The 13925-nt window shown below is 68.1% G+C and carries 12 protein-coding genes and 1 tRNA gene; 6 read left to right on the top strand and 7 right to left on the bottom strand.

Annotated elements, in window-relative coordinates; translation table 11 throughout:
* Window positions 1–5: 5 nt before the first annotated feature.
* The 3 genes from ACNJ7K_RS03465 to ACNJ7K_RS03455 form a co-directional block, all read right to left on the bottom strand.
* Window positions 6–983: a ribose-phosphate diphosphokinase gene (locus ACNJ7K_RS03465; RefSeq protein WP_006553847.1), complete on the bottom strand. Its 978-nt coding sequence runs from the start codon at window positions 981–983 to the stop codon at window positions 6–8.
* On the bottom strand, window positions 980–2455 hold the full coding sequence (gene glmU, locus ACNJ7K_RS03460) for a bifunctional UDP-N-acetylglucosamine diphosphorylase/glucosamine-1-phosphate N-acetyltransferase GlmU (protein WP_487041196.1): 1476 nt from the start codon (window positions 2453–2455) through the stop codon (window positions 980–982). The genes ACNJ7K_RS03465 and glmU overlap by 4 nt, the downstream gene beginning before the upstream one ends.
* Before the next feature lie 80 nt (window positions 2456–2535).
* Window positions 2536–2607 (bottom strand) — tRNA-Gln (locus tag ACNJ7K_RS03455).
* A 193-nt stretch (window positions 2608–2800) separates the two neighbouring features.
* On the opposite strand from ACNJ7K_RS03455, the gene ACNJ7K_RS03450 reads away from it, so the two are divergent.
* The 6 genes from ACNJ7K_RS03450 (at window position 2801) to ACNJ7K_RS03425 (ending at window position 9490) form a co-directional block, all read left to right on the top strand.
* A complete protein-coding gene (locus ACNJ7K_RS03450; RefSeq protein WP_172415033.1) occupies window positions 2801–3406 on the top strand; it encodes a TetR/AcrR family transcriptional regulator in 606 nt (201 codons plus the stop codon).
* A gap of 83 nt (window positions 3407–3489) precedes the next feature.
* Window positions 3490–4131, top strand: coding sequence for a ScbR family autoregulator-binding transcription factor (locus ACNJ7K_RS03445; protein ID WP_308257006.1), 642 nt, complete (start codon window positions 3490–3492; stop codon window positions 4129–4131).
* Window positions 4128–4457, top strand: coding sequence for a helix-turn-helix domain-containing protein (locus ACNJ7K_RS03440; protein ID WP_230791907.1), 330 nt, complete (start codon window positions 4128–4130; stop codon window positions 4455–4457). Before ACNJ7K_RS03445 ends, ACNJ7K_RS03440 begins: the two co-directional genes overlap by 4 nt.
* 66 nt (window positions 4458–4523) lie before the next feature.
* A complete protein-coding gene (locus tag ACNJ7K_RS03435) occupies window positions 4524–5102 on the top strand; it encodes a PIN domain-containing protein (protein ID WP_487041195.1) in 579 nt (192 codons plus the stop codon).
* Window positions 5103–5165: 63 nt separating this feature from the next.
* The gene (gene mfd, locus ACNJ7K_RS03430) at window positions 5166–8819 is read left to right on the top strand and encodes a transcription-repair coupling factor (RefSeq protein ID WP_487041194.1); all 3654 of its coding nucleotides are present in this window, start codon (window positions 5166–5168) and stop codon (window positions 8817–8819) included.
* Complete coding sequence (locus tag ACNJ7K_RS03425; protein WP_230791906.1) at window positions 8816–9490, top strand: nucleoside triphosphate pyrophosphohydrolase; 675 nt, start codon at window positions 8816–8818, stop codon at window positions 9488–9490. The genes mfd and ACNJ7K_RS03425 overlap by 4 nt, the downstream gene beginning before the upstream one ends.
* Before the next feature lie 7 nt (window positions 9491–9497).
* Here the strand turns inward: ACNJ7K_RS03425 and ACNJ7K_RS03420 are convergent, their stop codons facing one another.
* From ACNJ7K_RS03420 to ACNJ7K_RS03405, 4 genes are read right to left on the bottom strand one after another with little or no spacing between them, the layout of a single operon-like run.
* Window positions 9498–10610: a class I SAM-dependent methyltransferase gene (locus ACNJ7K_RS03420; protein ID WP_487041193.1), complete on the bottom strand. Its 1113-nt coding sequence runs from the start codon at window positions 10608–10610 to the stop codon at window positions 9498–9500.
* A complete protein-coding gene (locus ACNJ7K_RS03415; protein ID WP_487041192.1) occupies window positions 10607–11647 on the bottom strand; it encodes an NAD-dependent epimerase/dehydratase family protein in 1041 nt (346 codons plus the stop codon). Before ACNJ7K_RS03415 ends, ACNJ7K_RS03420 begins: the two co-directional genes overlap by 4 nt.
* 36 nt (window positions 11648–11683) lie before the next feature.
* Window positions 11684–12472 (bottom strand): glycosyltransferase family protein, encoded by a 789-nt coding sequence (locus ACNJ7K_RS03410; RefSeq protein WP_277371130.1) that lies wholly within the window; start codon window positions 12470–12472, stop codon window positions 11684–11686.
* Entirely contained in the window at window positions 12469–13725 is a 1257-nt protein-coding gene (locus tag ACNJ7K_RS03405) for a class I SAM-dependent methyltransferase (RefSeq protein ID WP_487041191.1), read from the bottom strand. Before ACNJ7K_RS03405 ends, ACNJ7K_RS03410 begins: the two co-directional genes overlap by 4 nt.
* Window positions 13726–13925: the final 200 nt, after the last annotated feature.

Raw genomic sequence — 13925 nt, 5'->3', positions numbered from 1 at the left:
GAAGGTCAGGCGACCCCGTTGAACAGCGAGGTGACCGAGCCGTTCTCGAAGACCTCGCGGATCGTCTGCGCGAGCAGCGGAGCGATCGACAGCACGGTGAGGCAGTCGAACTGCTTCTCCGGCGGGATCGGCAGCGTGTTGGTGACGATGACCTCCTTGGCGCCGCACGAAGCGAGGCGCTCGGCGGCCGGGTCGGAGAGCACACCGTGAGTGGCGGCGATGATGACGTCGCCCGCGCCGGCCTCCTTGAGGATCTTCACGGCGCCGGCGATGGTGCCGCCGGTGTCGATCATGTCGTCGATCAGGATGCAGGTGCGGCCGTCGACCTCACCGACCACGCGGTTCGACTTGACCTGGTTGGGAACCAGCGGGTCGCGAGTCTTGTGGATGAACGCCAGCGGCGCGCCACCGAGGGTGTCGGCCCACTTCTCGGCGACACGCACACGACCGGAGTCGGGGGAGACCACGGCGATGTTCTCGACGCCGTACTTGCCGCGGATGTACTCGGCGAGCTGGCCCTGGGCGTGCATGTGGTCGACCGGACCGTCGAAGAAGCCCTGGATCTGATCGGTGTGCAGGTCGACCGTGATGATGCGGTCGGCGCCGGCGGTCTTGAGCAGATCGGCGATCAGGCGGGCGGAGATGGGCTCGCGGCCGCGGTGCTTCTTGTCCTGACGGGCGTAGGGGTAGAACGGCAGGATCGCGGTGATGCGCTTGGCCGAACCACGCTTGAGCGCATCGATCATGATGAGCTGTTCCATGACCCACTGGTTCAGCGGGAACGGATGGCTCTGCAGCACGAAGGCGTCCGAACCACGCACCGACTCCTCGAAACGCACGAACGTCTCACCGTTCGCGAAGTCCCGTGCCGTCTGCGGGGTGAGGGGGACGCCCAGTTCCTTCGCGACCTGCTCCGCCAGCTCGGGATGGGCCCGGCCGGAGAAGAGCATCAAGTTCTTCTGGTTGTCGATCCAATTGGTCACTGGTTCTGGCCGTCCTTCTGGCGATCGTGGTCGTGCTGCTGCTGTGCTCTCGATGCTGCCTCGGCAGCGGGGGTACCGGCGCGATTTCGCTGGACCCATCCTTCAATATTGCGCTGTGGCGTACCCGACACCGCCAGCGCCCCCGGAGGAACGTCGCGACGGAGTACTGTGCCGGCGCCCGTGTAGGCGCCGTCGCCCACCGTGAGGGGAGCGACGAACATCGTGTCCGACCCGGTCCGGACGTGTGACCCGACGACCGTGCGGTACTTCTTCACGCCGTCGTAGTTGACGAACACGCTCGACGCTCCGATGTTGGAGTGCTCGCCGATCTCCGCGTCGCCGACATAGGTGAGGTGGGGGACCTTCGAATGCGCCCCGATCTGCGCGTTCTTAGTCTCGACGAAGGCGCCGAGCTTGCCGCACGCGCCGAGTTCGGTGCCGGGACGCAGATAGGTGAACGGGCCCACCGTGGCCTCCGCGCCGATCACCGCGTCGGAGCCGTGGGTGCGCACCACGCTGGCACCGGCGCCGACCTGCACGTCGGTCAGCGTCGTGTCGGGGCCGATCTCCGCGTCGTCGGCGATCACCGTGCGGCCGCGCAACTGCACACCCGGGTGGATGGTGACGTCGGTGCCGAGCACGACGTCGACGTCGATCCACGTCGAGACCGGGTCGATCACCGTGACGCCCTCACGCATCCAGTGCTCGAGCAGGCGCCGGTTGAGTTCGGTGGTCAGTGCGGCGAGCTGGACGCGGTCGTTGACGCCGGAGACCTGCACGGCGTCGTCGGTGTGCACACCGCGGACGGTGTGGCCCTCGCCGCGGGCGATCTTCACGACATCGGTCAGGTACAGCTCGCCCTGCGAGTTGTCGGCGCTCAGCTTGCCGAGAGCCGACCGCAGCGCGGCCGCGTCGAAGGCGTACACGCCCGTGTTGATCTCCTGGATCGCGCGCTGCGTCGGGGAGGCGTCCTTCTCCTCGACGATCCCGGCGACGTCGCCGTCGGTGGTGCGCACGATGCGTCCGTAGCCGGTGGGCTCGGACACCGTCGTGGTGAGGACGGTGACGGCGGCCGGCTCGGTGTCGAGGTGCGCGTCGAGCAGTTCCTGCAGGGTGTCGGGGCGGAGCAGCGGGACGTCGCCGGCGGTGACGACGACCGTGCCGTCGAAGTCGTCGGGGAGGGCACCGAGGCCGCACTCCACGGCGTGGCCGGTGCCGAGCTGTTCCTCTTGGACGGTCACCAGGATCTCGCGGCCGAGACCCGCGGCGACGGCGCTCACCTCGGCGGAGACCTCCTCGCGGCGGTGCCCGACGACGGTGACGAGATGGGCGGGTCCGAGTGCGGCGGCGGCGTACAGGGAGTGCGCGAGCATCGTGCGTCCACCGAGGGTGTGCAACACCTTCGGTGTCTTCGACCGCATCCTTGTTCCTGCTCCGGCTGCCAGCACGACGATCGCGGTCTGCACCTGCATGTAGCTCCCTCGACACGTTTCTGCACGCCGGTCCGTGCGTGCACCGGGGAAGCGCTGAGACTCCCCCGGGACGGTTCCCGCTCCGCCGCCAGGACTCGAACCTGAACTATCTGAACCAAAATCAGAGGTGCTGCCGATTACACCACGGCGGACTGCCACACCCCCGCGGCGGAACCGGCGGGCGTGCGCCCCCGATCCTCGCACGAGACGGCGTCGACGTCGAACCTGGGGTGGCGCGATCGGGAATGGATAGGCTGTCGAACGTTCGAGTACGTCCCGCCGCCGAAGGAGGACCCTGTGTCGCAGGCGTCGCAGAAGCGAACCGAGCGCACTCCGCGGATCCGGATGACGGGCACGCAGCGTCGGGAACAGCTCATCGAGATCGGCCGCGCCCTGTTCGCCGAGCGCGGCTACGAGGGCACCTCCATAGAGGAGATAGCTCAGCGGGCGCAGGTCTCCAAGCCGGTCGTCTACGAGCACTTCGGCGGTAAGGAAGGCCTCTACGCGGTGGTCGTGGACCGCGAGATGACCGTTCTGATGTCGATGGTCACCGAGAGTCTCACCCGCAACCGGTCGAGGATCCGCGTCGAGCGGGCCGCGCTCGCACTGCTCACCTACATAGAGGAACGCACCGACGGCTTCCGCATCCTCGTGCGCGACTCGCCGATGTCCGCCGAGGAAGGCACCTATTCGAGCCTGCTCAACGAGGCGATGCGGCAAGTGGGGGAGCTGCTGACCGGCGACTTCTCCCGGCGGGGCCTGAACCCCGAATTCGCTCCGCTCTACGCCCAGGCGCTCGTCGGTATGGTCGCCACCACCGCGACGTGGTGGCTCGACCGCCGCACCCCGTCGAAGGAGGATGTGGCGGCCCACCTCGTGAACCTGTGCTGGAACGGCCTCATCGGTCTGGAAGCGGACCCGAAGCTCGGGGAACCCCCGGTTTCCGAATAGTCCTCTCGTTTTCGGGACGGTCTGCTCTCTACTTTCAGGTAAGTGGCGTTATCGTTGGGATACCCGTGAGAAGGCAGGCTGTGGTGGGACGACAAGTACGCGCAGAGGTGACGCGCGAATCGGTGCTGCAGGGCGCAGCGACGATCTTCGTGCGCGACGGGTACGCGGACGCGAACCTGGGCGACATCATCGAGGAGGCCGGCGTCACCAAGGGTGCGCTGTACTTCCACTTCGGTTCGAAAGAAGAACTGGCGCGCGGGGTGATCGACTCCGGCTATCTCCGCTTCGAGGCCGCCGCCGAATCCAAGATGGACCGCCGTTCCCCGGCGCTCGAGACACTGATCGACCTGTCGGTCCTGCACGTCGACATGTCCGAGACCGATTCCGTGGTGCGGGCGATGTTCCGGCTGCTGGTCGAGATCGGCGACTACCAGGGCACCGAGCACCGGCCCTACGAGATCTGGCAGAACAACCTGCAGGAACTCGCAGCCCGGGCCGCCGAAGAGGGCGACCTCGTCGAGGACGTCGACGTCCACGCCGTCTCCCTGTTGCTGCTCGAGCAGGCGATGGGCGCACGGATCATGGCGAACGCCCTCAAGGCGACCGAACGGCTCGCCGAACAGACGGGCGCGATGTGGCGGATGGTCCTGCCCGCGCTGGTGCCGGCGAACAAACTCGAATACTTCCGGCAGTTCGTGGAGCGCCGTCTGCGGCTGCAGTCGTGAGTTTCGGGCCGTTCTCCGCCGGGGAGGCCCCCGCGGCGCTGGCGGGTCTGCTCGACCGGTTCGGACCCGACACCGCCGTGACGATCGGTGTCGTGCCGTCGTTGCTCACCATCGCCCAGGCCGCCGACGTCCTCGGCTGCTCCCGCCGACACGTCGCCCGCCTGGTCGACACGGGCGCACTCGCCGCCGACTTCCACGGCCTGCACCGGCGGGTGTCGCGCTCCGACGTCCTCGAACTCGCGAAGCAGCAGGCGGAGGTGGTCACGACGGTCCTCGACGGACTCGCCGACCTCACGCGGCGCGAAGGACTGTACGACCCGTTCTGACAGCATGACGCGGCCCGCCGCGGCAGCACGGTACGGTCCGTTCCGACGATTCGACGAAGGGTGACGATGCCGGTTCGAGTGGTGCTCGGTGCGACGGTCCTCGCCCGCCCCCGCCTGCGCGATGTGGCGCTCGCCCTCGCCGAAGAGGGCCTCTACCAACCGTTCTGGAGCGACGGGATCATCGCGGAAGTGGACCGCCGACTACCGCAGGAACTGCTGCGTCCCGCCCGCGACTTCCTCTTCGCCGAACTCGACCGCGCCTTCCCCGACGCCCGGGTCGTCTGGCCCACCACCGTGCTCCGCGAGGTGCCGCACGTGACGGGACCGAGGGAGGCACACGTGACCTCGGTGGCGCTGCTGTGCCACGCCGACGCCGTCGTCACCGCCGACCCCGAGCTCACCGGGGCACTGGAACGATCGGGCGTCGAAGCGTGGACACCCGACGCCTTCGTCACCTTCGCGCTCGACGCCGATCCCATCCGCACCCGCGCGGCACTGCTGAGAATGGTGCGCCGCCGCTGGCTCGCCGACGGCGACACCCGGCGCGAGGTGGGCGACGACGAACTGCTCGCCAGGCTGGCCGAGTGGGCGGCGCGCGATCTCGGTGCCAACAGCGCCGACCTCCTCGCGCCCCCGGCGCGGTGACGCCCGGGGGAACAGCGGAATAGACTCGACAAGGTTCTTGTCCCACACTCAGGAGCGCCTTCCTTGTCTGCTGTGCCCCCGGCCGCTGTCCCACTGTCCGGATTGGCGCGGATCGCGCTGGCCGACGACAGACTGCGCAGAATCGGCGAGCTCGCCGGTTCCGCCGAACAGGAGATCGTCGCACCACCCGCCGCGCGGCCGTTCGTCGCGGCGGCGCTGGCCGAGAAGTCACCGCTGCTCGTGGTCACCGCCACCGGACGCGAGGCCGACGATCTCACCGCCGAACTCACCGAGATGCTCGGCGAGGGCGTCACGCAGTTCCCTTCGTGGGAGACCCTGCCGCACGAGCGCCTGTCGCCGAGCGCCGACACGGTCGGCCGTCGCCTGCACGTCCTGCGTCGCCTCGCCCGTCCCGACGATCGCGATCTCGGGCCCGAACTGCGGGTCGTCGTCGCCACCGTGCGGTCGCTGGTGCAGCCGATGGCTCCCGGACTCGGCGAGATCGACCCCGTCACGTTGCGGGTCGGCACCGAACACGACTTCGAGGAACTCGTCGAGCGACTCGTCGAACTCGCGTACACCCGCGTCGACATGGTCGGCAAGCGCGGTGAGTTCGCGGTGCGCGGTGGCATCCTCGACGTCTTCCCGCCCACCGCCGACCATCCGGTCCGCGTCGAGTTCTGGGGCGACGAGGTCACCGAACTGCGCTGCTTCTCCGTCGCCGACCAGCGTTCGATCTCCGAGGTCGACGTGCCGGTGCTCGTCGCACCGCCGTGCCGCGAACTGCTGCTCACCGACGAGGTCAAGGCCCGCGCCGCGCAGCTCGCCCAGGACAACCCGGCCGACGCGGCGCTCGTCGAGATGCTCGACAAGATGGCCGGCGGCATTCCCGTCGAGGGCATGGAAGCGTTGCTTCCGGTGCTGCAGCCCGGTGAGTTGCAGTTGCTCACCGACGTTCTGCCCGCCGGGACGCACGTGCTGATCTGCGATCCGGAGAAGGTCCGCACCCGCGCGAGCGATCTCGCCCGCACCGGGCAGGAGTTCCTCGAGGCGTCGTGGACCGCCGCGTCGATCGGGGGCGCGGCGCCGCTCGACACCTCGAACCTCAACGGAGTGGACGGCCGGAAGCTCGATCTCGGTGCGTCGGCCTACCGGTCGTTGCGTCAGGTGCGCGAGGCCGCGCAGGCCGCGGGCAGACCGTGGTGGACGCTCAGCCCGCTCGCCTCCGGTGCCGACACCGAACTCGTCCTCGACGTGCAGCCCGCCCCCGAGGTCCGCGGCTCCGAGGACCTGCTGTCGATGCTGTTCGTGAACCTGCGCGCCCACGTCACCGCCGGTGGCCGCGCGGTGATCGTCGTCGCCGGTGCGGGCACCGGACAGCGGATCCTCGAGCGGCTGAAGGAGAACGAGGTCCCCGCCGCCAAGCTCGAGCCGGGCACCGAACCGGTGCGCGGGCAGGTCGGTGTCATGCGCGGTTGCCTGCACGAGGGCGTCGTCCTCCCCGGCAATGACGACAACGTGGTGCCGGGGCTGGTGGTCGTCACCGAGGCCGACCTCACCGGCAACCGCGTGGTCACCGAGGGCCGCAAGACTCCCGTCAAGCGTCGCAACCAGGTCGACCCGCTCGCCTTGAACGCCGGTGACTTCGTCGTCCACGACCAGCACGGCATCGGCAAGTTCGTCGAGATGGTCGAGCGGACCGTCGGCGGCGCCCGCCGCGAATATCTCGTCATCGAATACGCACCCGGCAAGCGGGGCCAGCCCGGCGACAAGTTGTTCGTGCCGATGGAACAGCTCGACCAGCTCTCCCGGTACGTCGGCGGCGAGCTGCCGTCCGTCAGCAAGCTCGGCGGATCCGACTGGGCCAACACCAAGCGCAAGGCGCGCAAGGCGGTTCGCGAGATCGCCGGTGAGCTCGTGCGGCTGTACGCGGCGCGGCAGGCCTCGCCCGGCCATGCCTTCGCGCCCGACTCGCCGTGGCAGAAGGAGATGGAGGACGCCTTCCCCTTCACCGAGACACAGGATCAGCTCACGGTGATCTCCGAGGTCAAGGCCGACATGGAGAAGGCGGTGCCGATGGACCGCGTCGTGATCGGCGACGTCGGCTACGGCAAGACCGAGATCGCGGTGCGTGCGGCGTTCAAGGCCGTGCAGGACGGCAAGCAGGTCGCGGTGCTCGTCCCCACGACCCTGCTCGCGCAGCAGCACCTGCAGACCTTCACCGAGCGGATGGCGGCCTTCCCCGTGACGGTGAAGGGACTGAGCCGGTTCACCGACGCATCCGATTCGCGCGCGGTCACCGAGGGCATGGCCGACGGCACCGTCGACATCGTCGTCGGCACCCACCGCCTGCTCCAGACCGGGATCCGTTGGAAGGACCTCGGTCTCGTGATCGTCGACGAGGAGCAGCGTTTCGGCGTCGAGCACAAGGAGCACATCAAGGCGCTGCGCACGCACGTCGACGTGCTCACGATGTCGGCCACACCGATCCCGCGAACCCTCGAGATGAGCATGGCCGGGATCCGCGAGATGTCGACCATCCTCACCCCGCCCGAGGAGCGGCACCCGATCCTCACCTATGTGGGTGGTTACAACGACAAGCAGGTCGCCGCGGCGATCCGCCGGGAGTTGTTGCGCGACGGCCAGGTCTTCTACGTCCACAATCGGGTGAGCTCGATCGACAAGGCCGCCAAGCGACTCCGCGATCTCGTCCCCGAGGCGCGGGTCGCGGTCGCGCACGGGCAGATGAACGAGGAGACTCTCGAGAAGACGGTGCAGGGCTTCTGGCAGCGCGAGTTCGACGTGCTGGTGTGCACGACGATCGTCGAGACCGGTCTCGACATCTCGAACGCCAACACGCTCATCGTCGAACGCGCGGATTCGCTCGGCCTGTCGCAGCTGCACCAGCTGCGCGGTCGCGTCGGGCGTTCGCGTGAGCGCGGCTACGCGTACTTCCTGTACCCGGCGGAGAAGCCGCTGACGGAGACCGCCTACGACCGGCTCGCCACGATCTCGCAGAACTCCGATCTCGGCGCGGGTATGGCCGTGGCCATGAAGGACCTCGAGATCCGCGGCGCCGGTAACGTTCTCGGTGCCGAACAGTCCGGTCACGTCGCCGGGGTGGGCTTCGACCTGTACGTGCGGCTCGTCGGCGAGGCCGTCGAGGCGTACCGGGCCGCGGCCGACGGCCGCACGGTCACCACCGACGAAGCACCCAAGGAGGTGCGGATCGACCTTCCCGTCGACGCGCACATCCCGGCCGACTACGTCGCGTCCGACCGGTTGCGTCTCGAGGCGTACCGCAAGCTCGCCGCCGCGAACGACGACGTCGCGATCGCCACGGTCGTCGACGAACTCGTCGACCGCTACGGTCCGCTGCCCGAGGAGGTCCAGCGGCTCGTGTCCGTCGGCCGGTTGCGGTTGCTGTGCCGCGAGTACGGCCTCGAGGAGGTCGCGGTCACCGGCACCCAGATCCGGATCTCGCCGATGGAATTACTCGACTCGAAGCAGATGCGGCTGAAGCGGTTGTATCCGGGCGCGCAGTACCGCGCGACGAGCGGTCTGGTGCAGCTGCCGATCCCGCGGACCGGCGGGGTCGGATCGGACCGGGTGCGCGACGTGGCGTTGCTGCAGTACATCGCCGATTTCCTGCTCGCTCTCGACGGTAAGCCGCAGGGTTCGGTGGATCTGAACAGTGCGGCGACGGTGAACGCATGACCGACTACACCGCTCTCGCCGAGGCGGCGGCCGTGATGGACAGACTGTGGTCGTTCGGGGGTTGGGAGGTCACCCAGACCCACGAGAGTCTGCGCCGCTATCTGATCGAGGAGACCTACGAGGTACTCGACGCCGTCGAGTCGGGTGATCCGGACGAGCTCCGCGAAGAACTCGGCGACCTGCTGCTGCAGGTGCTGTTCCACTCCCGGATCGCCGAGGCGAACGGCCAGTTCACGGTGGACGACGTGGCGGCGACGCTCGTCGCCAAGCTCGCCGCGCGCAGCCCGCACCTGACCAACGGGCACACCGGTCCGCTCGACGTCGCGGAACAGGAAGCGGCGTGGGAGATCGCGAAGAAGGCGGAGAAGGCACGCGCGTCGTGCCTCGACGGGATCGCAATGGCGCAGCCTGCACTCTCCCTGGCCGACAAGGTGATCGAACGCGCGAGGCGAGCGGGTTTCCCGGAGGACCTGGTGCCCGACGCATTGCGGGTCGTCCGGATCACCGGCACGGGTGACACGGAGTCGACGCTCCGATCGGCGATCCTCGCGTTCGTCGGATCGATCCGGGCGACGGAGAAGGCCGCGCACACCGACGGTGTTCCGCACGGCGGGCTCGACGAGGATGCGTGGCGTCGCTACTGGGCACCCGCCGACGAGCACCGCGCCTGAATGTGTCTCATCCGACCCAGCGGACCCCGTGCCGGCTGTCGGGTGGAATACACCAGCGGCCCTCGAACTCCGGGAACTGCGCCCGCACTTCGGGGAGCAGATCGGGGACGGTGAGCAGGATGCAATCGGGGGATGCGTCGCGCAGAGCGGTGAGGTCGACGATCGGGACGTCCGTGCCCGGCATGCGCCGGCCGGCCTTCGCGGGTGACCCATCGGCGACGGCCTCCATGAGTGAGCGGTCGACGCCCGCGCGCGCGAAGAGCGCCACGGCCCGGGAGGCCGCGCTGTAGGCGAACACCCGTCGGTGTTCGGCGGCCGACTTCCGCAGCCAGGAGACGAGTTCGTCCACCTGGCGGTCGGCCTGCCGCTGCAGGGTGCGCAGCGTCGCAGCGCTCGTGATGCCGGTCGCCCGTTCGGCGGCGAGGATCCGGCGCGCGCTCAGTCCGGCATTCGTCCACGGATCCCGCTCGGCAGCGACCAGCACGGTGCCGCCGTAGAGGTCGAAGGTCCAGGCCTCGGAGATGTGCAGTCCCACGTCCTCGAGCAGTCGCCGCAGTGCGGTCAGCGAGTAGTACGCGAAATGCCCGTGCCGCAGGGCGTTCCACTGTCCTTGCGAGACGATGGCGGAGAGGGTGTGGAACTGCAACAGCAGCACACCGTCGGGGGACAGCGACGCCGCGCGTTTGAGGAAGGCCGCGCGCTGATCGGTTTCGTGCATGATGCCGAAACTGTCGAGGACGACGGACGCGGCGGCCCCGGGGACGGCGGGCCGGAATCCGCGTTCGATCAGCAGGGGAAGCCAGGTGCCGCCGTGCGGGCTGCCGAACTCGATCACCGTGCGGCCCTTCAGCCTGCCGGCCTTCCCGACCGCCTCGACGGCCTCGCGGGCCTGCTCGCGCAGCGCCTCCGGCTCGATGCCGCGGGGTTCGTCCGGGACGGTGTCGTCGTCCGCCAGTTGCGCGAGTCCGCACCCGGTGCACAGAACCATCGCCAGTTCGTGGGCTGATTCGGCGGGTGAGGGAGACGAATCCGCGGATGGAAAGAGATCGGCGGGCGGGACCGCCCCGAGATCGAGGACTCGTTCGAGGCGATCGTGGCCGCACGCGCGGCACCTGTTCATTCTCGGGACACGCCCGCCGGACGTGGCCGCAGCGTCGGGTCGAGGCGTCCCGCATCGGACAGCCGCCGCAGATGTGCCAGACGTGTGAAGCGCTGCGTGAAGTCCTCCTTCGTGAGGTCGTCGGCGACGAAGTGCCGGAACAGTTCGGCTGCGCCCGCGTCGACACTCCACGACGGGACGAAGGCCGGCATGGCGCGGCGGATGGCCGAGAAGTCCACGCGGTACGACCGCGGGTCGGGGCCGGTCTCGCCCGTGATGGAGACGAACGAACCGGGGACCGCGCGGGTGACGGACTCGGCGATGTCGCGTACGCGGACGTTGTTGGACTCGGTGCCGACATTGAAGGCGGCACAGTACACGTCGCTCTCCGGTGCGGTGAGCGCGCACGTGAACGCGAGGGCGATGTCCTTCGCGTGGACGAGGGGACGCCACGGCGTCCCATCCGACAGGACGCGCACCTCGCCGGTGAGCACCGCGGTGCCGACGAGATTGTTCACGACGATGTCCGCACGGAGCCGCGGCGAGTATCCGAAGGCCGTGGCGTTGCGGAGGAATACGGGACAGAAGCCCGAGTCGGCCAGTGCCGCGACGTCGTCCTCGACCCGGACCTTGCTCACGGCGTAGGGCGTAAGAGGACGGAGCGGGGCGCTCTCGTCCACGAGATCATCGCCCGCGCTTCCGTACACCGAGCAGGTCGACGCGTAGAGGAACCGGCGCACACCGGCCTCCTTCGCGCACCTGGCGAGGTGGACGGACCCGAGATGGTTGATGTCGTAGGTGATCTCGGGTGCGAACGCACCGAGCGGGTCGTTCGACAACGCCGCGAGGTGGATGACGGCGTCGAAACCGGTGAGGTGCTCGACTCCCACATCGCGGATGTCGACGGTCATGCCGGGCGGATCCTGCGGTGCCGTACCGAGGGTGCATTCGGCGAACAGGCCTGTGTCGAGGCCGACGACCTCGTGACCGCGGGCGAGCAGTTCGGGCACCATGACGGATCCGAGATAACCCTGATGGCCTGTGACGAGTACGCGCATGTCAATCTCTCCCGGGATCGTCGGCAGTCATGAGGTTCACGAGGTCACCGCCGGTGTCTCCCACACCGTCCACGGATGGATACCGCGTGCGAAGTTGTCGTCGAGTTCGGCGCGTTCCTTGAAGGTGTCGGCCGGCTTCCAGAAGCCGAAGTGGCGGTAGCCGAACAGTTTTCCCTGTCCTGCGAGCGGACCGCACACGTCGGCGACGAGGTCGCCGCCGGGTGGCAGCAGGTCGAAGATCGCCTGGTTCAGGACGAAGTATCCGCCGTTCTCCCAGATGGGGAACTCGCTGACCGGGGTGATCTCCTTGATCTCACCGTTCTCCGCGACGTCCACGCAGTGGAAGGACGACTGCGGGGGCACGACGAGCATGGAGGCCGTGGCGCCGGACGCGTGGAACGCGTCGATCATGTCGTCGAGCGGGGCGTCGGTCAGCACGTCCGCGTAGTTGGCGAGGAAGTACTCGTCGCCGTCGAGATGCTTGCGGACGCGGCGCAGGCGTTCACCGATCGCCGATTCGAGCCCGGTGTCGACGAAGGTGATCTTCCAGTCGCTGATGTCGGTGCTCAGGCAGTCGACCCGGTTGCCGTGCAGAACGAAGTCGTTGGACTGTTCCTCGTGGTAGTCGAGGAAGAACTCCTTGATCTTGGACGCGCCGTAGCCGAGGCAGAGGATGAACTCCTTGTGCCCGAAGTGCGCGTAGTACCGCATGATGTGCCACAGGATCGGGCGCGGACCGACCATCTGCATCGGCTTGGGCATCTGGTCGTTGCGATCGTTGCGCATGCGCATGCCGTAACCGCCGCAGAACAGTACAACCTTCATGATGTGGTCCTCCAGGACAGTTCGGGTTCACCGATGGTCGTGTGGATGGTGGGGAGGGGGAAGACGAGACGTCCTCCCCAGTCCGCGATGTAGGCGAGTTGGCGGGTCAGTTCGGGTTCGAGGTTCCAGGGCAGTGCGAGGACGATGTCCGGCCGGTCCTGGGCGATCCGCTCGACGGGTTCGATGGGGATCCGGGTCCCCGGGGTGAAGCGTCCGTGCTTGTACGGATTCCGGTCGACGGTGTAGGACAACAGATCCGGTCGGATCCCGCAGTAGTTGAGCAGGGTGTTGCCCTTGCCGGGCGCTCCGTAGCCGACCACCGACAGACCCTCCTCGCGGCACTGCAGGAGGAAGCGCAACAGCTCCAGACGGGAGGTGCGTGCGAGCGGTTCGAGCCGGAAGTAACCGGTGGGATCGTGCAGTCCTGCGCGCCTTTCGATCTCGAGTATCTCCGCGACGCGCGGTGTGCGGTTCTGTGCGACCTGATCGGGTCGTGCCCACACGCGGATAGAGCCACCGTGGGTGTCGAGCAGTTCGACGTCGACCACCCGGAGCCCTCCCGACGCGAGGGCCCGGGCGGCCGACAGCACCGTGTAGTACTGGAAGTGTTCGTGGTAGATCGTGTCGAACTGGCCGAGCGCCACCAGGTTCAGAGCGTGGTGGACCTCGATGCTGAGCCAGCCGTCGTCGGCCATGAGCAGGCGCAGTGCCCGCGTGAATCCGACGAGGTCGGGTACATGGGCGTAGACGTTGTTGGCGACGACGAGGTCCGCAGGTCCGTGTTCCGACCGGATGCGTTCGGCGAGTTCGACATCGAGGAATCCGGTGTGGGTCGGCACGCCGGCGGCCCGGGCCGCCTCCCCGACGTTGACCGACGGTTCGATGCCGAGGCACCTGATGCCGGCGTCCACCGCGTGACGGAGCAGGTATCCGTCGTTGCTCGCCACCTCGATCAGGGTCGAATCGGGCCGTAGCCGCCCGCTTCCGAGCGCGTCGTGCACGAAGCGCCGGGCATGGTCGACCCACGACTGCGAATACGAGGAGTAGTAGGCGTACTCGGTGAAGGTGTCCTCCGGCGTGATCAGCGCGGGTATCTGCAGCAGCAGGCAGTCCTCGCACAGACGCAGGTGGAGCGGGTAGGTGCATTCCGGGATGTCGAGCTGCTCGGCCGTGAGGAATCGTTCGCACGGGGGAGTGGCTCCGAGGTCCAGGATGCTGGTCAGGCGGTCCGAATTGCACAGTCGGCACTTCATGCGGGTGCCCCCTCGCTGGAAGAGCGTGTCCGGGCCGGCGCCCGAAGTCGATGCCCCAAATAAACCATACTCAAAGAAGGGAAACAAGCCGAAAAAAGACTTTAGTTTGGTTTCGGTGTTTGCTGGAAACCTGACGTCCAACCCCCTAATCTCATATCCGTATTCGTTGTGCCGGTGTCGGGCAGTGCACGCGAAGCAGG

It is taken from the genome of Rhodococcus shunpengi, assembly GCF_048381395.1.
Taxonomy (GTDB): domain Bacteria; phylum Actinomycetota; class Actinomycetes; order Mycobacteriales; family Mycobacteriaceae; genus Rhodococcus.
This window is presented reverse-complemented; position numbering and strand designations above follow the sequence as displayed.